The organism is Gemmatimonas sp. (assembly GCF_027531815.1).
GTDB lineage: Bacteria > Gemmatimonadota > Gemmatimonadetes > Gemmatimonadales > Gemmatimonadaceae > Gemmatimonas.
In genome coordinates this window covers 14965-35167 of sequence record NZ_JAPZSK010000017.1, presented here as the reverse complement: position 1 = coordinate 35167, position 20203 = coordinate 14965, and the positions used below count along the sequence as shown (strand labels likewise).

Annotated in this window: 18 protein-coding genes; 4 read left to right on the top strand and 14 right to left on the bottom strand. The window is 67.7% G+C overall.

What is annotated here, in order from left to right:
• Positions 1-37: 37 nt before the first annotated feature.
• The 6 genes from O9271_RS17015 to mnmG form a co-directional block, all read right to left on the bottom strand.
• On the bottom strand, positions 38-874 hold the full coding sequence (locus tag O9271_RS17015; protein WP_298272369.1) for a Nif3-like dinuclear metal center hexameric protein: 837 nt from the start codon (positions 872-874) through the stop codon (positions 38-40).
• Positions 875-877: 3 nt separating this feature from the next.
• Positions 878-1945, bottom strand: a complete 1068-nt coding sequence (locus O9271_RS17010) for a BMP family protein (RefSeq protein ID WP_298272367.1) — start codon at positions 1943-1945, stop codon at positions 878-880.
• A 43-nt stretch (positions 1946-1988) separates the two neighbouring features.
• A complete protein-coding gene (locus tag O9271_RS17005) occupies positions 1989-2867 on the bottom strand; it encodes a ParB/RepB/Spo0J family partition protein (protein WP_298272365.1) in 879 nt (292 codons plus the stop codon).
• Between the two features lie 137 nt (positions 2868-3004).
• Positions 3005-3841: an AAA family ATPase gene (locus O9271_RS17000; RefSeq protein WP_343213935.1), complete on the bottom strand. Its 837-nt coding sequence runs from the start codon at positions 3839-3841 to the stop codon at positions 3005-3007.
• Positions 3842-4480: 639 nt separating this feature from the next.
• Positions 4481-5251 (bottom strand): SIMPL domain-containing protein, encoded by a 771-nt coding sequence (locus O9271_RS16995; protein ID WP_298272362.1) that lies wholly within the window; start codon positions 5249-5251, stop codon positions 4481-4483.
• 406 nt (positions 5252-5657) lie between these two features.
• On the bottom strand, positions 5658-7625 hold the full coding sequence (mnmG, locus tag O9271_RS16990; RefSeq protein WP_298272360.1) for a tRNA uridine-5-carboxymethylaminomethyl(34) synthesis enzyme MnmG: 1968 nt from the start codon (positions 7623-7625) through the stop codon (positions 5658-5660).
• A 113-nt stretch (positions 7626-7738) separates the two neighbouring features.
• Here mnmG and O9271_RS16985 point away from each other — a divergent pair, with 113 nt between their 5' ends.
• On the top strand, positions 7739-8029 hold the full coding sequence (locus O9271_RS16985) for a hypothetical protein (protein ID WP_298272358.1): 291 nt from the start codon (positions 7739-7741) through the stop codon (positions 8027-8029).
• Here O9271_RS16985 and O9271_RS16980 read toward each other — a convergent pair.
• From O9271_RS16980 to O9271_RS16970, 3 genes are all read right to left on the bottom strand, one after another.
• Positions 7954-8322, bottom strand: a complete 369-nt coding sequence (locus O9271_RS16980; RefSeq protein WP_298272355.1) for a hypothetical protein — start codon at positions 8320-8322, stop codon at positions 7954-7956. The two genes, O9271_RS16985 and O9271_RS16980, sit on opposite strands and share 76 nt — an antisense overlap.
• 11 nt (positions 8323-8333) lie before the next feature.
• Positions 8334-8906 (bottom strand): hypothetical protein, encoded by a 573-nt coding sequence (locus O9271_RS16975; RefSeq protein WP_298272352.1) that lies wholly within the window; start codon positions 8904-8906, stop codon positions 8334-8336.
• Between the two features lie 186 nt (positions 8907-9092).
• Positions 9093-10136 (bottom strand): hydrolase, encoded by a 1044-nt coding sequence (locus tag O9271_RS16970; protein WP_298272349.1) that lies wholly within the window; start codon positions 10134-10136, stop codon positions 9093-9095.
• 64 nt (positions 10137-10200) lie between these two features.
• On the opposite strand from O9271_RS16970, the gene O9271_RS16965 reads away from it, so the two are divergent.
• Positions 10201-11460, top strand: a complete 1260-nt coding sequence (locus tag O9271_RS16965) for a dicarboxylate/amino acid:cation symporter (protein ID WP_298272347.1) — start codon at positions 10201-10203, stop codon at positions 11458-11460.
• Between the two features lie 5 nt (positions 11461-11465).
• On the opposite strand, the gene O9271_RS16960 is transcribed toward O9271_RS16965, so the two are convergent.
• Positions 11466-14336: a pitrilysin family protein gene (locus O9271_RS16960; RefSeq protein WP_298272344.1), complete on the bottom strand. Its 2871-nt coding sequence runs from the start codon at positions 14334-14336 to the stop codon at positions 11466-11468.
• A gap of 151 nt (positions 14337-14487) precedes the next feature.
• On the opposite strand from O9271_RS16960, the gene O9271_RS16955 reads away from it, so the two are divergent.
• On the top strand, positions 14488-14847 hold the full coding sequence (locus O9271_RS16955; protein WP_298272341.1) for an ArsC/Spx/MgsR family protein: 360 nt from the start codon (positions 14488-14490) through the stop codon (positions 14845-14847).
• A 76-nt stretch (positions 14848-14923) separates the two neighbouring features.
• Here the strand turns inward: O9271_RS16955 and O9271_RS16950 are convergent, their stop codons facing one another.
• The 4 genes from O9271_RS16950 to O9271_RS16935 form a co-directional block, all read right to left on the bottom strand.
• Positions 14924-16561, bottom strand: a complete 1638-nt coding sequence (locus tag O9271_RS16950) for a family 16 glycoside hydrolase (RefSeq protein WP_298272338.1) — start codon at positions 16559-16561, stop codon at positions 14924-14926.
• Positions 16558-17421: an aldo/keto reductase gene (locus O9271_RS16945; protein ID WP_298272336.1), complete on the bottom strand. Its 864-nt coding sequence runs from the start codon at positions 17419-17421 to the stop codon at positions 16558-16560. Before O9271_RS16945 ends, O9271_RS16950 begins: the two co-directional genes overlap by 4 nt.
• Positions 17422-17559: 138 nt before the next feature.
• Complete coding sequence (locus tag O9271_RS16940; protein WP_298272333.1) at positions 17560-18201, bottom strand: hypothetical protein; 642 nt, start codon at positions 18199-18201, stop codon at positions 17560-17562.
• Positions 18198-18758, bottom strand: coding sequence for an RNA polymerase sigma factor (locus O9271_RS16935; protein WP_298272331.1), 561 nt, complete (start codon positions 18756-18758; stop codon positions 18198-18200). Before O9271_RS16935 ends, O9271_RS16940 begins: the two co-directional genes overlap by 4 nt.
• A 98-nt stretch (positions 18759-18856) precedes the next feature.
• On the opposite strand from O9271_RS16935, the gene O9271_RS16930 reads away from it, so the two are divergent.
• The gene (locus tag O9271_RS16930) at positions 18857-20203 is read left to right on the top strand and encodes a 1-acyl-sn-glycerol-3-phosphate acyltransferase (RefSeq protein WP_298272329.1); all 1347 of its coding nucleotides are present in this window, start codon (positions 18857-18859) and stop codon (positions 20201-20203) included.

Here is a 20203-nt window from a genome sequence, read left to right as displayed (position 1 = left end):
TGTTCCGGTGCCGCGCCGGCGGGCGCCCCGGAATGGCTCACGAACCGGTCGGGAGGTGAAGGAACGTCCACGGCAGGCCGAAACGCTGCTCGAGCCAAGCACCGAGCGCCTGCACCCCCAACGTTTCGGTGGCGTAGTGGCCGGCGTACACCACACACAGATCGTGCTCGATCGCCTCCACCGTGGTGTGGTGGGGACCTTCTCCAACGATGAGTGTGTCAATGCCGCGCTCACGCGCTTCCCGCAGTGTCTCGCTGTTCGCGCCGCCCCCCGTGCAGATCGCCCAGCGACGCGTGGTGCGACCGGCCGCCTCCACCGATGTCCGCACCGTTCCCCCGTAGCGCGCGACCATGGCTTCCACGCGCGCCACGAGCTCGGCAGTCGGCAGCTGACCTTCGCCCATCACGCCCACATCGAAGGTCTTGTAGCGGGCGAAACCGCCGCTGGGGGCGAGGTCGAGCGCATGCGCCAGGCGGACGTTGTTGCCCAGCTCAGCGTGCCCGTCGAGTGGCAGGTGCGTGGCGTAGACGGCGATATCGGCGCCAAAAAGGGCGCGATACTTCTCGTAGGCCACGCCGGTCAGCGGCTGCGCTCCACCCCAGAAGAGCCCATGGTGCACGATCAGCAGGTTGGCACCCCAGATCGCCGCTTCGGTGATCGCGGCGCGTGATGCATCCACGGCTACGGCCACCCTGGTGACGGTGCCGCGGTTGGCCACCTGCAGCCCGTTCATGGCACCGGCATAATCGGGGAGCTCGGCGGTGCGCAGCTCGTCGTCGAGCGCGCGCACGATGTCGCACAGCGGGGCGTGGGCCCCGGCCACACCGTTCCCGGTGGCCGCCGCCAGAATGCGGTCCTTCGATGGGGTGGACATACCTCAGTTCTTCGGGGCGGGCGAGGCGATGGGCCTGGCGCTGTCGGCGCCCATCGTGAGGTCCTTCACCGCGTCGAAGCGCCCGTCACGCAGCAAGACTCCCACGCTGTCCGCAGCGGCCTTGGCGGCGGACGGGACGCGGGAGGCGAGCGCCGGATTGAGCACCAGTCGCACCACGTCATCCTTCACGCCAAGGCTGATCACGCGCCCCCGGAAGGTTCCGCCCTGCACCTCCCGCCCGATACGCATGAAGGCCCGCGGCAGGTCGATCACCACACTGCCGATGATCACGTCTGGCGCCACGTCATTCTGGTTGGCGTTGGTGCCGAAGGCATACACGCGCTTCTCCTTCGCTGCCTGAAAGATGCCCAGCCCAGCGGCGTCGGCATTCTGGAAGATGACGTCCACGCCCCGCGCGATCTGCGCCAGCGCCTGCTCCTTGCCGGCACTCACATCGTCCCAGTTGCCGATGTACGAGGTGATGATCTCGACCTTGGGATTGATCGCCTTGGCACCACGGGCGAAGGCTTCGAAGCTGGCCTTTACCGGTGGGAGCTCGGTGCCGGCAATGAGCCCCAGCTTGTTGCTGGTGGTCATCGCGCCGGCAATCATGCCCGCCTGGTACGAGGCCTCCTCGAAGAGAAAGGCAATGCCCGCCAGGTTGGGCCCCACCACCCGCCCAGACGTCACGATGTAGCGGGTCTGCGGATAGGCGGGGGCCACCCGCGAGGCGGCGTCCTGGAACTCGAAGCCATGGCCCACCACCATGGCATACCCCTGCGCCCCGTACTGCCGGAAGTTCTCCTCGAACTCGGCAGGGGTCTTGGTCTGGATATGCGAGATCTGCGCGCCCAGCGAGTCGCGCAGCATGGTCAGCCCCGCGTAGGCCCCGCCGTTCCACGACTTGTCGGAAATCGGTCCAGGCGTCAGCAGCGCCACCTTGAATGGGACACCGCCGGCAGTGCTGTCAGCGCTGCCGGACCGCTCACCACCACCGCAGCCCACGGCCGCTGCCGCGAGGGCCAACAGGGCCGCTCGGCGACCGAACGAACGCGAAAGCGTCTCGATCATGGTTTTTGTCCTGATAGTGGCGCATTTGTGGCGCCTGTGTGATTCAATCCAGGGCGATTCCAAGTACCTCGAGCAGGCGCTCGAGGTCGTCGTTGGAAAAAAAGGCGATGCGTACTTCGCCTTTGTCCTTCGCTGTCAACTGAATGGACACGCCCGTCTGCAGTTTCCGGCGCAGCTTTTCCTCGATCTGCCGCACCACGGCGCCTGACGCCCCCCCGGTGGGAGCGGCCGAGGCGTCCGCTTTCTTTCCGGCAGCAGGCGGCTTGGGGCGCCCAGCGTGCACCCGACGCTCGACTTCGCGCACCGACCAGCCGTTCGCCACCACGTCGCGCGCCATGTCCACGATGGCCCGCTCTGTGGCGAGGGGAAGCAGCGCTCGCGCATGACCGGCCGTCAGCTGCTTGTCCTGCAGCAGGCGGCGCACGCTGGCGGGGAGCTGCCGCAGGCGGAGGGCGTTGGCCACCGTCGAGCGGTCCTTGCCCACCACGTCGGCCACTTCCTGGTTGGTCAGCGCGAAGTCGTCGATGAGGCGCTGGTATCCGTCGGCTTCTTCGATCGGATCGAGGTCGGCCCGCTGCAGATTCTCGATCATCGCCAGCGTCGCCAGCATGCGGTCGTCGACGGGCTTCACCAACGCCGGGATCTCCGTCCACCCCAGCCGGCTGGCCGCGCGGTAGCGCCGCTCGCCGGCGATCAGCTCGTACCCGCTGCCGCCAGGAGTTGGACGCACGGTGATGGGCTGGAGCAGCCCATTGGTGCGCAGGCTGTTCTCAAGGTCGGCCAATTCATCCGGTCGGAATTCCTTTCGCGGCTGGAAGGGATTGGGGCGAATCTCCGACAGCTTGAGCGTGCGCAGGGTGCCGGCCGCATTGGCGTCGTCCGCCGGCGCGGTCGCCACGGGGGGCGACACGGACGGCGACATGGCGGCTGCTGCGGACGCAGTGTCCGCTGTCCCTGCCCCGGTCGCGCCGGCGCCCGGGGCGGGAGCGGTCTTGGCAGGCTCTCGTCGGGCCAGCAGGGCATCGAGCCCGCGGCCCAGACGGCGCGGTGGTTCCGGGGTCACGGGGCGCCCTCCACGGGGACATCGGCGGGCCCGGTGTTCTCAGCGGGCGCCGCGGCGGGCGCCGAATGCGCGGCGCGCTCGATCAGCTCGCGCGCCACGGCCATATACGCCTGGGCGCCCACCGAGGCCACGTCGTACACCACGATCGGTTTGCCAAAGCTGGGTGCTTCGGCCAGCCGAATGTTGCGTGGCACGACCGTCTGGAGCACCAGGTCGCCGAAGTGCGTGCGCGCGTCGGCGGCCACCTGCTTCGACAGGTTGAGGCGCGGGTCGAACATGGTCAGCAGCACCGCGTCGAGCGCGAGCGCCGGATTGAGCGACTCCTGCACGCGCTGCACCGTCTCCATGAGCTGCGACAACCCCTCGAGCGCGTAGTATTCGCACTGCAGGGGGATCAGCAGGGCGTCAGCCGCCACCAGCATGTTGAGGGTAATGAGCCCCAGGCTGGGTGGGCAGTCGATGAGGATGAAGTCATAGCGGTCACGCACCCCAGCCAACGCCTGCCGCATGCGCGAGACGCGATCGTCGGCATCGACGAGCTCCACCTCCACCGCGGCGAGGTCCGGAGTCGTGGGCAGCACGTCGAGATGACGAAACTGCACCCCGCGCACGAGCGCCTCATCGACGGTCGCTTCACCCAGCAGCACGTCGTACGTGTTGGCGGTGAAGTCGTCTCGGCTGATGCCACAGCCGGAGGTGGCGTTCCCCTGCGGATCGGCGTCGATGAGCAGCGTGCGCTGCTCCGCGACCGCGAGGGAGGCGGCGAGGTTTACGGCGGTGGTCGTTTTGCCGACTCCGCCCTTCTGGTTGGCGATGGCGAGGATGCGTCCCACGGGGATGGCTGAGAGAGGGGTTCGCGGGAGGCGAAGTATAGGAGGATCCGGTGCGGCTCACCATGGTGCGCGGCGAAATTCCAGCCGCCCCTCCCGCCGTTTACGGGTTTCACGTGAAACGCGGCCCGATGGCCTGGCTCGGCGTTGGCTAGCGGGTGGGGAACCCGCGCTGTGGAACTGATCGGGGGAGAATCGGAGAAAGGGAGATGATTGGGTGTCCGGTGAGCTTTCCGCGGCACTCCTGTCGCGGCAACTCCGAGCACGGCGGCCACCGCCCTCCCTTTCCCGGGTTCTCCGTTTCTCCCCACCTCAGTTCGGCGTCACCGGCGGGGGGAACTGATCGGGGGAGAATCGGAGAAACAGAGAAACTGGGGGCCCTTGAACCTTCCGCGGCAAACCTGTTGCAGCAGAGCTGTTGCAGCAAATGTGGTCACGGCGGCCAGCGTCCTCCCTTTCCCGGGTTCTCCGGTTCTCCCCACATCAGTTCGGCGTCACCAGCGGGGGAACTGATCGAGGGAGCAACGAAGAAGCCCGCGGCTTCCCTGCTGCAGGGGCAGGTCCGCGGGCTTCCTCCGCTGCCAGAGCGGAAAGATCACGGTGTTTCACGTGAAACAGTTGCGCACATGCCCTGCGGGAGCCTCAGGGGCTCTTGGCAAAGCGCCAGCGCGTGCCCACGCTCACGCTGATGGTATTGGTGCCCGAGGCAATCGGTGCGGGCGCGTCGGCGGCTTCAGCTTTCATCGCCATGGCCACCATGCCGCGCGGCTCCGGACGCTCAAATTCGTTGATCGTGAGCTCGATGAGCTCGACGATCATGCCGCCGGCGGCCCGGGCGGCTACGTCCGCCTGGCGGCGAGCAGACGTCACGGCATCGGTAAGCGCCTGATCCTGTGCCTTCGCCCGGTCCTTCACGATGAAGTCGAGCCCGGCCACCCGGTTCGCCCCGTTCGACAGCCCCGCGTCGATGATCGGCCCCGCCAACTCCAGCCGCTCCGTCTCCACCTGCACGATGTTCGTGACCTGGTAGCCATCGATCACGACTCGGCGCAGCTTCTCGTCGTAGCGTTGCACCGGACTCACGCTGTAGTTGAGCGTCTGGATGTTTGCGTCGGCGATGCCGAGCTTGCGAACGGCCGCCAGAATGGACGCCTGCTTCCGGTTGTTTTCCTGCGCGGCCAGCTGCGACGTGCGCGCCTGGGTTTCCATGCCCACCTGCACCCGCGCCCGGTCGGGGGCTACCTGTACCTCACCACGCCCCGACACGAAAATCGTGGGCGGCTGCGGGACGCTCGGCTGCTGGCCATGCGCCAAGCCGGCGCTCATCAACGTCATGGCCACCGCACCCGCCGCCATCGCCAGCAGGGTGCTCCGGATCGGCTGCTCCGTTCGCTCCACGTGCATCGCCATCATGTCTCCCGGCCACTCGGCCGACTGGTTGAGGGTCTTCGCAATCCTACCAACGGAGACACCGGTTCGTAACCGAAGTTCGCATGTTCCATGCTGGCTTCTTGATGACGCTACTAGCGCCAGTATAATGCCAGTAGTTTTCCGAGGGTCATTCCCGAACCCGCCCACCACCCCTCACGCACGACCCCCAGCCCTGAACGGGCGTGCCGTCAGCCGCCCGCACAATGCCGCTCGTTCGCGTGGTGAACTGACAGCGACACCCGCTCAGGGTCCAGCGTCGGGTGTTCAGCGTTCGGGGAGGGTGTGACGTGGGCACACCCAGCACGCAGAACCCAAACTCCCTACCCTCAACGGATCAGTTCCGGGACGTGAGTTCGGGTTTCCCGTGTCGTGTTCGTTCGCCCCTGTACTATATAGATGCGCGCGCCTTCCGCAGCTCCATCAGGAGGTTTTGCAGATCCGCCGGACTGATGCCAGGAATCGCGCTTGCCTGTGCCAGGGTGCCCGGGCGAAGCCGAGCCAGCTTCTGGCGGGCCTCCGTGGACAGCGTCAGCAGTGACTCGTATTCGAGATGAGCTGGGAGGCGAACCATTCCCTGTGCCTCCAGGCGAGCAGCGCGGCTGCGCTCCTTCTCGAAGTAGCCGGCGTACTTGATCTCCAGCTCCGCGCCCACCACGGCATCGCCGGGCAGATCGGCTCCAACCCCAACGGCCTCGAGGAGCGCCTGCAGCGAGACATCCTGGCGCTTGGCCAGTTCGGCGGCGCGCACGGCGTGCAGCAGAGGCCGCGACCCGACCGCTTCCAGCACCGGGTCGGCGATCTCGGGGGGCATGCTGGTTCGTTCGGCGAGCCGGATGGCTTCGCGTACGGCCTCAAGCCGCGTGGCCATCACCGCGCGTTCGCCATCGCTGAGCAGCCCTTCGCGTTCGGCGATGGGCCCGAGCCGCGCCAGCGCGTTGTCCTGACGCACCGTGAGGCGGAACTCACTGCGCGACGTGAACAGCCGATAGGGCTCGTCCACGCCGCGCGTGACCAGATCGTTCACCAGCACGGCGATGTAACTCGTTTCACGTCCCAGCACGAGCGGCTCGCGAGCCTGTGTGTTGCGCGCGGCATTGATGCCCGCGATCACCCCCTGGCCGGCCGCCTCTTCGTACCCGGTCGTGCCGTTCACCTGACCGGCGAAGTACAGCCCGCGAATGGCGCGCGAGGCGAGTGAGGCGTCGAGCTGCGTGGGCGGGTAATAGTCGTATTCGATCGCGTAGCCGGCACGCGTCATGCGCACGTTCTCGAGTCCCGCCACCGTGCGCATCACCTCCAGCTGTACCGGCGCGGGCAAGCTCGTGGAGAGCCCGTTCACATACAACTCCGTGGTGTCGTGTCCCTCCGGCTCGAGAAAGAGCTGATGCCGATGCTTGTCCGGGAACTTCACCACCTTGTCTTCGACACTCGGGCAATAGCGGGGCCCGCGCGAGGCGATGGCACCGCCGTACATCGCCGACTCCGCAATGTGGTCGGCTATGAGCTGCGTGCCGTGCCCTTCGAGCCACGTGATCCAGCAGGGCATCTGCACGGGATGCCGCGAGCGCACGCCGTGTTCGTTGCCTGTGACGCGCGGGGTGGTCCAGAAGTGCGACCACGAATAGTCGAACGCCTCGATCTCGCTGTCCTGCTGTTCCAGCGTGCCATAGCATACGCTGCGTCCATCGATGCGTGGCGGTGTGCCCGTCTTGAAGCGTGCGGTGTCGAGTCCGACCGCGTCGAGCTGTTCGCCCAGCATCACACTGGGCGCTTCGCCGGCACGGCCGCCGCTGATGCGCGTCCCGGTGCCGATGTGCATGGTGCCGCGTCCGAAGGTGCCGGTGGTGAGCACCACGGCGCGCGCGCCAAATCGCCGACCTTCGGCGGTCTCCACGCCGGCGACCCGACGGTCACCGTCGCGCGCGTTCTCGTCAAAGAGCAGGCGCGCGACCATGCCCTGCATGGTGAGCAGGTTGGGCTGCGCTTCGAGGAGCGTGCGCACCGCGCGCCGGTACAGACCACGATCACACTGTGCCCGCGGCGCCCACACAGCCGGGCCCTTGCCGCGGTTGAGCATGCGAAACTGCACCGACGCGAGGTCGGTGGCCCGCGCCATGATCCCCCCCAGGGCATCGACCTCGCGGACCACGGTGCCCTTGGCAATGCCGCCAATGGCCGGGTTGCAGGAGAGCTGGCCGATCTGCTCGAGTGCGCCGGTAATGAGCGCGACCTGCGCCCCGCACCGCGCCGCGGCCACGGCAGCTTCGGTGCCCGCATGTCCACCCCCCACGACGATGACATCGAACGACGCTTCGAGGGAGGCACTGGTGGGGGAGGGGATGCGGTCGGAGGACATGCGTCAAATTACAGGGGAGGGGGCAGGGGGAAGGTATCAGGCAGAAGGACGAAGGCACCTACCACCTTCAACCTGACCCCCTGCTTCCCGCTCCCTCCCTTGTAACTTGCCATATGCCCATCACCATCTCGCACACCGCGCCCACGCTACTCATCACGAAAAGCGCGTTCGAGCGCGTCGGTCTGACGCGCGCGCAGGTCGACGAGGCGCTCAATCTCACGGACAACGAGTTTCGCGTGGAGGGCGGCCTTATCGCCATTGGGCCGCTGGTCGGCGACGACACCCTCACCGACCTCATCGCCCAGCTCGAAGACCATGGCCTCGTGTACTACGACGATTTCTTCGAGTTGAGCGGCAACTGGCCCGCGTGGCTGCGGCTCTTCGTCATGGACGCGGGGAGCTGACGCGCAAAGGGGCGCCAGCGGGGGCGGTGCTGGGCCATCCAGGCATCGCTGCGCCGGTGCAGCCCAGCCCATCCGCAGTCAATGCACCAGCTGTGACGGAAGCGTCCCCCAAGCAGGCGGCGCCATCCCGAGCGTTCCATGGAGAGCGTATCGCAGTCGCACACGGGGCAGTTTTCGCCCTCGGGGAGCATCACGAGGTAGATCTTCGTGAGCAGTACGAACATGCTGAGCTGGAGCGCCGAAATGACGGCAATGAAGATCCAGGCATCGGTCCAGCTCCAGCGTCCAGGCATGGGACTCTCCTCTAGAGTCGTTGCTCTACCGCGGCCCACAGTTCGGCAAACGCCACGCCATCCTCTACGCGGTCGATCACCACGTCGTCGCCCACGCTGAGCGCCGACCCATCGAGCGAACGCACCGGCAGGACGCACTGGTGCCCGTCCAGCTCATAGACGAGCTCGCCAGCTTCGTTTCCGTCTGCCTCGCGGGTGACACGGGCGAGCGTGCCCTGCAGCAGATACCGGGGGTCGGGCTCGTCGGCGCGCGCACGCGGAATCGCCCATCGGGCAATGAGCAGCGACTGCAGGGAAAAGGCCGCGCCCCCGGCGGCAAGGGCGGCCAGCAGCGCGCCCCACCAGGGCCAGCCGAGGGAGCGGTCTGCGAGATAGCCAGTGAGGCCGAACCCGAAGGCGAGCGCCGCGAGTGATGCCCGGTTGGCTACCGGCGACGGCTCCGCGGCCGGGTCATGCTCACTGCGGCGCTCGTGCGGCGCGACCGTGGGGGCCACCGGGCGCTCGGTGCCGTGCAGCATGGCGGTCACGCCGAGCAGCAGACCGGCGACGAAGAGGACGAGTGAGACCACGGCGACGACGGACACGGCAGGCAAGGCGACGGGGTGACGGACGGGTGGACCAGCCTCTCAAGAAAATCGAGGCGACCCAAAACCCAAGACTCCGAAAGTACTTACAGAAGAGCTCGTCGGAGCCCACGAAGGCGCGGAGACACGGGGACAACCATCAGTTCTCCGTGTCTCCGTTGCTCCGTGTACTTCGGCGAGCTGTTTCTACGGTGCCCGTGGATCAACGGGTCCGTTCCGTTGATCGAAGCGGGACGCGAGGAATTCCGCCGCCCGCCACTCGCCGTAGTACCACGGCCGCCACGGGCGGGTGTACGACGTGAATCCCACGTGTCCGCCGCGCGCGGGGAACTCCAGCTCCACGGCCGCCACCCCCTGTACCGCCGCCCGCACCCGGTCGAGCACCGCCGGGGGCAGGAACGGGTCGTCCACCGCGCTCAGCAGCAGCGTGGGACGCCGGATACCTGGCAGGAACGGCAGCGAGCTGGCGCGCGCATAGTAGTCGGCCGCGTCGGCGAACCCGTGCAGCGGCGCCGTGAACGCATCGTCGAACTCCCACAGGGTGCGTGCGCGGGCCACGGTGCGCAGCGACGCCAACTCGGGGTGACGGGCAATCTTGGCGAGCGCCTTGGGGATGAGCGACTTGAGGAAGAACTTCTCGTACACCGCGCCGAAGCCGCGCCCGATGTGCCGCGACGCGGCCGCCAGGTCGAAGGGCACCGACATGGCCACGGCCCCCCGAACCTCGGGCGGCAGATCATCGCCATTTTCGCCCAGCAGCTTGCACAGCACATTGCCGCCAAGGCTCACGCCCACGAGACCGAGCGGCGCCTCCGGATAGGCCTGCACGATCTGCTCGACCACCCACCGAGGGTCGCTGGTCTCCCCCGAGTGGTAGCTGCGCGCCAGGCGGTTCGGCTCAGAACCACAGGTGCGAAAGAGCAGCAGGTCGGCGGCCCAGCCACGGGCGCGGGCCTCGCGGAACATGGCCCGGGCGTAATGCGAGTGGGCCCCGCCCTCGAGGCCGTGGAACAGCAGCAGCCGCGGACTGGTGGCACCGTGCGCGCCCTCCTGACGCACCAGCTCCACGAAGTCGCCATCGGGGGTGTCCCACCGCTCCGTGTGCAGCGCCAGACGCGGCTCCCGGCGGCCCAGACGGCCCCAGAGCGTGGCGGTGTGCGGATCGGGAAGCCACCAGGCCGGGCGATACGACTTTGGCGGATGGTTGGGAGATCGGGTCGACGGGCCCATGAAGTCGGAATCTAAGTGTTACACTAGGCCAACCGGTTACCCGCCCCCCACGCCCCCTCCCTGCGTGCTCAACAGAATCGTCCGCAACCTGACCTTTCAGGTGCTCGTTGCCGTCTCGCTTGGCATCATCCTCGGGGTGGTGGCGCCGGACATCGCCAAGTCGCTCAAGCCCATCGGCGACACGTTCATCAATCTGGTGAAGATGGTGATCACCCCGATCATCTTTCTCACCATCGTGCACGGCATCGCCAGCATGGCCGACCTGTCCAAGCTGGGGCGCGTGGGTGGCAAGGCGCTGCTCTACTTCGAGATCGTCTCCACCTTCGCCCTCGCCATCGGTCTGGTGGTGGTGAACGTCACCAAGCCTGGGGCCGGACTCGACATCAGCGCGCTCGCCAAGGGCGACGTGAGCAAGTTCGTGAAGGCCGGCGAGCAGCAGAGCATGCTGGAGTTCTTCCTGCACATCGTGCCCAGCAACATCTTCGCCGCGTTCGCCAGCGGTGACCTGCTGCCGGTGGTGTTCTTCGCCATTCTGTTCGGGGTGGCCCTCACCGCCGTGGGCGATGCGGGGCGCGACATCGCCGATCTGCTGGTGCGTCTGCAGGCGGTGTTCTTCCGCATCGTGGCCATGGTCATGGTGATTGCGCCCATCGGCGCCTTCGGCGCCATGGCCTACACCGTGGGCGCCTTCGGGCTCAAGACGCTGCTGCCACTCGGCCGCCTCATGCTCGACGTCTACGTCACCATGGCGCTCTTCATCTTCATCGTGCTGGGGGGCATCTGCCGCCTGTACGGCTTCCGTCTGCTGCGCTTCATTCGCTACATCAAGGACGAAATCCTGCTGGTGCTGGGCACGTCCAGCAGTGAGGCCGCGCTGCCGCGCATGCTGCAGAAGCTCGAAGCGTACGGCTGTGCCAAGCCGGTCGTGGGGCTGGTGATTCCCACCGGATACTCGTTCAATCTCGACGGCACCAGCATCTACCTGTCGATGGCGGCGATCTTCATTGCGCAGGTGTACGGGATCGACCTGCCGGTGAGCGAACAGCTTACGTTGCTCGGCATTCTCATGCTCACCAGCAAGGGGGCCGCTGGGGTGACCGGGTCGGGGTTCATCGTGTTGGCGAGTACGCTGGCGGCCACGCGTACGGTGCCGGTGGAAGGGGTGGCGCTCCTGCTGGGGGTGGACCGCTTCATGAGTGAGGCGCGCGCGATCACGAACCTCATCGGCAATGGCGTGGCCACGCTGGTGGTCTCACGCAGCGAGGGCGCGTTCGACGATGCGAAACGCGCCCTCGCGGAAGCGGGTCCTGCACCGGTCGCCTAGGCGACTCAGCCCTTCTTCGCCGCTTCCTTCTTCTTGGCTTCTTCTTCTGCCGCCTTCTTCTTCGCGCCGACAAAGTCACCCGCGCGCACGATGAAGGTCTTGCTGGGGTCGAGATACTTGCGCAGCGCCGCGTTCACGTCGGCCACCGTGAGCTTGCCGATCTGGTCGGCGAGCTTCGCCTCGTAGGTGGTGTAGCTGCGCTCCCAGCGGCGGTGCACCACCAGCGTGCTCACCACTTCGTTGTCGTTGGCGAACTGCTGCTGCTGTTCACGCAGCCAGCCGGTGCGGGCCTGATCAAGTTCTTCCTGCGTGATGCCCCCCTCGAGCAGCTTCGCGAGCTCCTCCTTGAAGCCGGTCACCACCTTGTCCACGTTCTGCGGCGCATAGAGCGCGAAGGTGAAGGCAAAGGCTTCCCGGTCCACCGGGCGGGCCTGGAACTGTGACCCCACCGCGTAGCTCACGCCGTCCTTCTGGCGCATGCGGTCGGCCATGCGGCTCTTGAGGAAGCCACCGCCCATGATCTGCGAGCCCACCAGCATGGCGGCGTAGTCGGGGTCGCTGTCACTCAACGGCATCGTCTGCGCGGCCATGAACATGGCGTTCTGCTTGTCGGGCGTTTCGAACACCGTCGTGCCGCTGTCGGTGGCGGTAAACTGGCGCGGCAGCGGCTTCCACGGCGACTTCGCCGTCCAGGCGCCGAACAGTTCGCGAGCGAGCGTGACCACACTGTCGGGGTCGAAATCCCCCACGAGTGCGAGGTCGCCGGCCTGCGCACCACCGAAGTCGGCGTGGTACTTCACGAGGTCCGCGCGCGTGACGCTCTTGAGCGCCTCAATGGATTCCTCGATGGTGGGCGTGTACTCGGGGTGCCCCTTGGGGAACGGACGCAGCCGCCGCTGGAAGGCGGTCACCGCGATGGCCTGTGGCTCACTCTTCCCCGCCTCGATCCCGGCCAGCTGCTGCGTGCGCAGCTGTTCGAATTCGGTGCTGTCGAACGCCGGCTTCTGCACCATCTCGGCCAGCAGCCGCAGCGTGGGTACCAGCGCCTCACGCTTCACCTGCACGCTTCCCGACGTGGCGGTGCCGCTGTTGCTGAGCTGCACGGTGGCCTTGAGCTTGTCGAGCGTGTCCTTGAGCGCCTGCCGCGACCGCAGCGTGGTGCCGCGGCTGTACATGGCGCCCACCAGCTGGCCGGCCACGGCGCGGTTCTGCAGCGTTTCCAGCGATCCGTGGCGGAGTGTGAGATCGGCAAAGATGTTGCCGCCGCGCGTACTCTTGGGGAGCAGCGAGAGCCACATGCCGTTGGGGAGCTTCACGCGACGCGTGCGCTTGTCGAGATTGGTTGGCGTGGCTTCGAAGGCTTCGCCAGCGGCAACGGCGGCGCGCCCCTTGTAACCGGCCAGCAGCTCGCCGGCGTTGGGGGCTTCGGGAATCTCGGCGCGATCGGGGGTCTTGGTGGGCACGAACATCCCTACCGTGCGGTTGTCGGGCTTGAGATAGGCCTTGGCCACGCGCTGCACGTCGGCGGCGGTGACCTTTTCGATGCGGTCACGCGTGAGAAAGAAGAGACGCCAGTCGCCCGACGCTTCGTACTCCGTGAGCGTGAGCCCCACCTGGTCCGGGTCGGCCAGCAGCTGCTCCACCTGCCTCAGCAGCCCGGCCTTCACGCGGTTGACTTCCTCGTCGGTGGGTGCCTTGGCCACCACCTCGTCGATCGTGCGCAGCATGACGGCGCGCGCCGTGTCGAGGTTCTGCTCGACGCGCAGGTTGGCCTGCCCGAACAGCAGTCCCGGCTCCTTGAGATCGAAGGTGAAGGCCCCCGCTTCCGCAGCGAGCTTGCTCTCCACCAGTGCCTTGTAGAGGCGGCCGTTCGGCCGATCGCCGAGTACGCCAGCAAGCACCTGCACGGCGGGATTGTCGGCGTGGGCCAGCGCGGGCACATGATAGGCCACGCCCACCAGCTGTTCTTCACCCACACGCTTGAGCGTCACGAGGCGCTCACCATCCTGCACCGGTTCGCGCGTGTAGGTGGGGTAGAGCAGGTTGCCCTTCGCCAGGGAGCGTGCCGGCCGCGGGATGGCGCCGAACTTCTGCTGGATGAGGCGCAGCGTCTTCGTTTCGTCGAACTTGCCGGCGACCACCAGCACCGCGTTGTCGGGCTGATAGTAGCGCTGGTAGAACGCCTTGAGGCGTTCGATGGGCACGCCTTCCACGTCGCTGCGCGCGCCAATGGTGCTCTGGCCGTAGTTGTGCCACAGGTAGGCGGTACTCATGATGCGCTCGAGCAGAACGCGGCTGGGGCTGTTCTCGCCAATCTCGAATTCATTGCGTACCACGCTGAACTCGCTGTCGAGGTCCTTCTTGGCGATGAACGAGTTCACCATGCGGTCGGCCTCGAGGTCGAGCGCCCAGTCGAGATTGTCGTCGGTGGCGGCGACCGTCTCGAAGTAATTGGTGCGGTCGTACCACGTGGTGCCGTTGGGGCGAGCGCCGCGCTCGCTCAGCTCCTTGGGAATGTCCCGGTGGCGTGTGCTGCCCTTGAACACGAGGTGTTCGAGCAGGTGGGCCATGCCGGTTTCCCCGTAGCCCTCGTGGCGGCTGCCCACGAGATACGTGATGTTGACGGTGACCGTGGCGCGTGACGGGTCGGGGAAGAGCAGCACCTTGAGGCCATTGGCCAGGCGATACTCGGTAATCCCTTCCACGGTGGTCACCTTCTCCGGCGCACTGCGCGCGGCGGCGGCCGCGGTCGGGCGTGCGCCGCCGGCGGCTGGGGCGGGCCGTTGAGCGGTGGCGGCGCTGGCAAGCGCCAGCGAAGCGGTCAGCGCACCCGCTACCGGGGCGATCCATCGGAAACGGAAGGATGACGGGGACACGGAAAGCGGCATTGGTCTTGTGGGAACAAGGGACGGTGCGGGCCCGGACGGAGAACTGGGCACTGAGTTGATACGTCGGAGGGAAACGCCATGTTTCACGGATGTACTTGCGGCGCAGGGGTCGCCGCGTCCATTCCTCTTTTTGGTGCGTATGCCGCCAGCCGACCTGCAAGTCCAAATCTTTGGCACAAAAAAGAGCGCCGATACCCGCAAGGCGCTGCGCTTCTTCGCCGAACGACGGGTGAAGACGCACTTTGTCGATCTGGCGGAGCGTGCGGCGTCGCTGGGGGAGCTGAAGCGGTTCGCGCAGAAGTTCGGCGTGGAGGCCATCCTCGACCGGGAGTCGAAGCGGTTCGCTGACCTGGGGCTGCGGACGGCGCTTTACGGCGAGGAAAAGTGGTTGTCGATCCTGGCCGAGGAACCGTATCTGCTGAAGCAGCCCCTGGTCCGCCTGCAGAACAAGCTGTGCGTAGGCGTGGACGAGACGCTGTTCAAGGAGTGGCTGGGTTGATGGCCGTGCCGGGGGTCCGCGGTGGCGGCGGAAAACCGCAGACGCCACACGCCACGATCGACATCCCTGCGTCTCCTTATCTCCGCGTCCCTGCTCCGCCAAGCCGGCGGAGCTCCGCCTCCGCCACATTGAAGCCGAACCCCGGCCAGCCGCCGCTGTTGATGGCACGCTCCCAGGCACGTCGTGCATTGACGCTGTCGCCGTTCACGAGATACCAGTTGCCAAGCCCGTATGCGAGCGTGGAGAGGTTCACCTCGTCGGTGTCGTTCTCCGTGATGAGCTGCTCGGGGGTGATCTCGCCGCGGTAGAGCCTGAGACGCGTGACGTAGGCGTACCCGGGCGGCGCCGGCCTGGGGTCGGGCTGCTGATCGAGGCGCTTCGCGAGCATCGCGTTGGCCTCGCTGACTCGGCCGGCGCGCGCGAGCGACATGTACAACCAATCGGTGCTGCCGGCGCGTTCGCCGCCGTCGGGCGCGAGAGGTTGCGCGCGTGCGAACAGCGCGGCGGCGTTGGCGTGGCGCCCTTCGCGGAAGCGCAGCACGCCCAAATGGAAGAGCGCGCCGTAGTTGGTGCTATCGAGCTGCAGGGCGCGGGTGAGATCGGCGTTGGCGCGCACGAACTCCCGTACCGACAGGTACCGGTGTCCACGCCAGCGCAGCAGCATGGCCGCATCCTTTGGGCGCTGCGTTGCCGAGGTGTTCTGCAGGCCGCGCGTGAAGGTGGCAATGGCGTCGCGGAACTGCCGGGCACCGGACTGGGCCACCCCGAGGGCGATGACCTTGTCGGTGTTGCCCCAGTCGTTGCCAAGGGCCGCACGGGCGGTGGTGATGGCCGGCGTGGTGGGCAGCGCGCGGAACACATCACCCTGCGGCGTACGGTACTGCACCGTTTCGTCGGGGAGCGGTTCGAGCTGGCGCAGCCAGATGTTGCGAAAGCGGACCGGGTGATCGTGGTCCTGCAGCATGAGCGGCAGGCGGTCGTCGTGCCGTTCGTACGGTGCGCGCGAGCCGTTGGTGGTGGGACCAACGAGTGCCCGATGATCCTGCACGAGCACGCCGTTGTGGATCACCGTGAGGATTGTTGGCGACAGGACCTTGCCGTTCGCGGAGAAACGCGGTCGACGATAGGTGATGTCGTACGTCTGCCACTCGCCGGGCGGGCGACTGGCGTTCACGAGCGGTGGAAACTGCCCGTACAGGGAGGCCGCCTGCCCGTCGGGGTAGGTGGCGTTGCGATACGAATCGAGGACCTGCACTTCGTAGCGGCCGCCGCCGAAGAACACGCCGCTGTTGCCGCGATCCTGATCACGTCCACGCGGCGGATTGGGGGACATCCACTCGATGTGCAGCTGCACATCACCGAACGCCTCGCGGGTCATGAGTGTACCGGTGCCCGGCACCACTTCCAGCGCGCCGTCGGCAATGCGCCACGTGGCGCGGCTGCTGTCGCTCATCATGAACCGATCGAGCGAGCTGCCGTCGAAGAGCACGACGGCGTCCTTGGGCGGAAGTGCCTGCACGTACGGCCCCGGCGTGACGACCGGCGGCGCAGGGCGTGCACGCGAATGCTGCGGCCATCCGCCGAGGGGGGCCTGCTGGGCGCCGGCTGGCGCGAGTGAAACGGCACAGAGCAGTGCCAGGGAGAACACATCGCGTGCCTTCCTGCACCCTGCTCCCCGCTTCCCGCCCCCTGCTGCCTGTTCGCGGCTGCTCATGGGACGTCCGTGCCGGTCGCCGCCGTGAGGATTTCCGTCCATTCCTGCACCTCGAGCGAGATGCGCGTGGCGGCCACGGCTTCTGCCATCGCCTCGATGCGGCGTGAGCCGGCGATGGGATACGGCTTGCTGGGCAAGCGCATCAACCAGGCGAACGCGATGGTCGCCGCCGAGACACCGTATTGGGCCCCGATGCTGGTGAGCACCCCGCGCACGCGCATGGCCTCCTCGGCCTCGCTGCTGAACAGTGCCCCCCCGGCCAGCGGTGACCAGATCATGGGGCGCGCGCGCAGCCGCTGCGCCTGATCGAAGGTGCCGTCGAAGAGGGGTGCGCGGTGCAGCGGATGGCACTCCACCTGATTGGTGACGAGTGGCGTGCGCGCGTGCAGCAGTTCGAATTGCGCCGGCGTGTAGTTGGACACCCCGAACGCCTGCACCTTGCCCTGGCGGCGCAGCTGCTCGAAGGCTGCGGCCACCTCATCGGCGTCCATGAGCGGATCGGGGCGGTGCAGCAGCAGGAGATCGATGGAGTCGGTGCGCAGCTGCATGAGACTCTGCTCCACGCTGTGCACGATGTGCCGCGCCGATGTGTCGTAGTGCTTGATGCGCGTGGCGGGGCGTGCGGCGGCGCGCAGCTGGATGCCGCACTTGGTGACCAGCTGCATGCGCTGCCGGAGCGATGGCGCCAGCGCCAGCGCTTCGCCGAACAGCGTTTCGACCGTGTACCCGCCGTAGATGTCGGCGTGGTCGAAGCTGGTGACACCAAGCTCGAGACACTGCTCGATCCAGCGCAGCCGTTCCGTCGGTGACCAGTTCCAGGAGGCCATGCGCCAGACGCCAGCCACAATGGGGGAAAGCATGTGTGCGAGGGAGAGGGGAGTGTGAGAGACCGGGGGTCTAGTCGCGCAGCGCCTTGGTGAGCATGACCACGTGTCCGGCGTCGCACGTGGTGTCACGCAGCGCTCCGGGTCGTGCCGGGCCGTGCCAGGCGGGTCCGACTAGAGCGTGGCACTCCCCGTACGCACCGGCACGGGATCGAGCGTGAGGTCGTTGACGCTGAACGATACCGCCACCGCATCGCGCGGCAATAGCGCACGGACGCGCCACTCATTGACGGAGACGCGTGTGAGCCGGGTGGGGTGGAAGGGTACCGGGTGTGCATCCCTGGCGCGCGGGTCCCGCACGGCGTGCTGCACCTGCACGCGCTGCACGTTGGTGCCCCGCACCACGTAGTCCACCACTTTCATGGTGTCGAGCAGGCGACCGCTCACGATGGCCGCGAGCGAGTCGGCCCCGCGCACCGGAACGGCACTGTCGCCAACGATGATTGCGGTGGGGTGCACACGCTGCGCCAGGGCAACACGGTCGCCTTGCCGCACCCCCACGGCCATCGTGAGCAGGGCGGTGAGCAGCGCGCCGCCCAGGCCGGTCACCGAGCCGCGCCGACGCCAGCGCGAGGCGTGCTGCACGAGCGGGACCGACAGCCGATGGGGGGCGGGGAGCGCCCGTACCTGCGCCATGATGCGGGCACGGGCTTCGGGGCGCGAGGCCACGGGCGCGCGCAGGGCGTCGCCCATCCATCCCGGGAGGGTGCCGGCCGTCCCGTCGTCGTGATTGGGGGAGAAGGGACCGGACATCATGTGGCAGTACGCTCCGTCAGCAGGGTGCGGAGACGGGCACAGGCGCGCTGCACACGCATCTTGAGGGCGGAGACGCCCACGCCGGTGATCGTCGCCATTTCGTCGTAGCTCAGTTCGTCGGTGAAGCGCAGCACGAGCGCTTCGCGCTGTTCCGGCCCCAGCTGCTGCATCGCGCGCGCGAGTTCGATGCGGCGGGCCACGTCGTCGTCACCGGGGTTCACCACCAGATCGGCGGTGTGCACGTCGGGATCGAGCGCCACGTAACGCGCGTTCCGGGAGGCCCGCGTGCGACACTGGTTCACCAGGATGCGCGTGAGCCAGGCGCCGAACTTGTCGCGCTCGCGGTAGTTGCCCAGGTGCCGGTATGCGCGCAGGAACACCTCCTGCACCACATCCTCCGCCTCGTCGGAGTCGGCGAGCAGATGCGTCGCCAGTCGGAGACAGCGCGCGTGATGCCGGTCCACGAGCTGCGCAAACGCCTCGGTCCGTCCGGCCAGAACCTGGCGGACGAGCTCGGCGTCGGCGGTAGCGGGGTGGTCGGTGTGTGGTGGGTGCACAGCCGCTAACCCGGAGAACGCGGGAAACGTCACGGGGAGTTGGACACCGATGAGCGGTTGGGGGTTCACGCCAACGGTCGGCACGCCTATGCTGCCGCATGCTCTTCCGTCGGGTTGTCTACTGGGTCTCCAGGCGGTGTCTGCGCTGGTTCTATCGTGAGCACCGGGTGGTGGGGTACGGGCGTGTCCCGACCTCGGGCCCGGTGTTGCTGGCTGGTAATCACCCGAACGACCTCCCCGATGTGATTGCGGGGCTGTACCTGTCACCGCGCCATCCGCGATACATCGCCACGGTGTCGGTGACCAGCAACGCCATGGCGAAGGCGATGTACGACGCCATGGCCGTGATTCCCGTGGCGCGCGTGCGCGACGCGCGGAAAATGAAGGCCGAGGGGGTGGACCTGGCGGCGGTGAACCAGGCGGCGACCGACGCGGTGCTTGCTGCACTGGCCGCGGGTGAAGTGGTGGAGGTCTTTCCCGAAGGCGGGGTGCACGATGTGCCCCAGATTGGCCGTTTGCGCACGGGTGTCGCGAAGATGATGCTGGAACATCTCGATACTGCGCACGATAACGACGTGACCGTGGTACCCTTCGGTCACCAGTACGAAGCGCCGCGCCGCTGGCGCAGCGACCTGCTGTCGGTGCTGGGCACGCCGTGGTCGGTGCGCGCCTGGCGGGAAAGCCAGCCGGAGGAGCAGCGCGGGCCCAGCGCGCTCACCGAACGGTTGCGTCAGGACCTGCTTGCCGCGACGCGCAACGCGTCGACCTGGGAGGAGGGTACGACCCGTGACGAACTGGTGGCGGCGGCTGCCGCGCTGAGTGCCCCGCAGGACCCGTTGGGCGCGGCGCCCGCGCTGGTACCCGCCGCCGCGGCGCTGGCCGCCGATGCCCATGGCGACGGCCCCAGCCCGCAGGCAGTTCGTATGCGAACGGCAGGGCGCGCCCTCGCGGCGGCGGTGGAGCGCGCTGGTGGCATCGGGACCTCAGCGGTGGACCATGCGCGTCTGCTGTACGCGCTGGATGTGCACGCGGCGGGCGTGCCGGTGCCGCCCCTCGCACGCTGGCTGGCGCTACCGGCCGCGGCCGTCGGCTGGGTGGTGCATGCCCCTGTCCTGCCGCTCGTCTACGCACTGTCTGCCCGGCGGGCCCAGGCGCGCGTGGATCTTGTGGCGGGGTGTTTCGTGCCGGGGCTCTACCTCGTGCTGTTCTGGTGGCTGCTCGTGTCGGTGTGTGCTGCCGTGGCGCTGGCCGCAGTGGGGTGGTCGCCGCTCTGGGCCGTGCTGCTGCTGGTCACGCTTCCGCGATCAGGCGACGCGGCGCTTGGCTGGCGTGACTGGCTGGGGTCGAGGCGCCTGGTACAGCGGGTACGCCGCTGGAGCACGTCGGAGCGGGAGACGCTGCGGGCGGCGGCGGCGGTGATCCGCGCGTGGGCGATTACTCTGTAG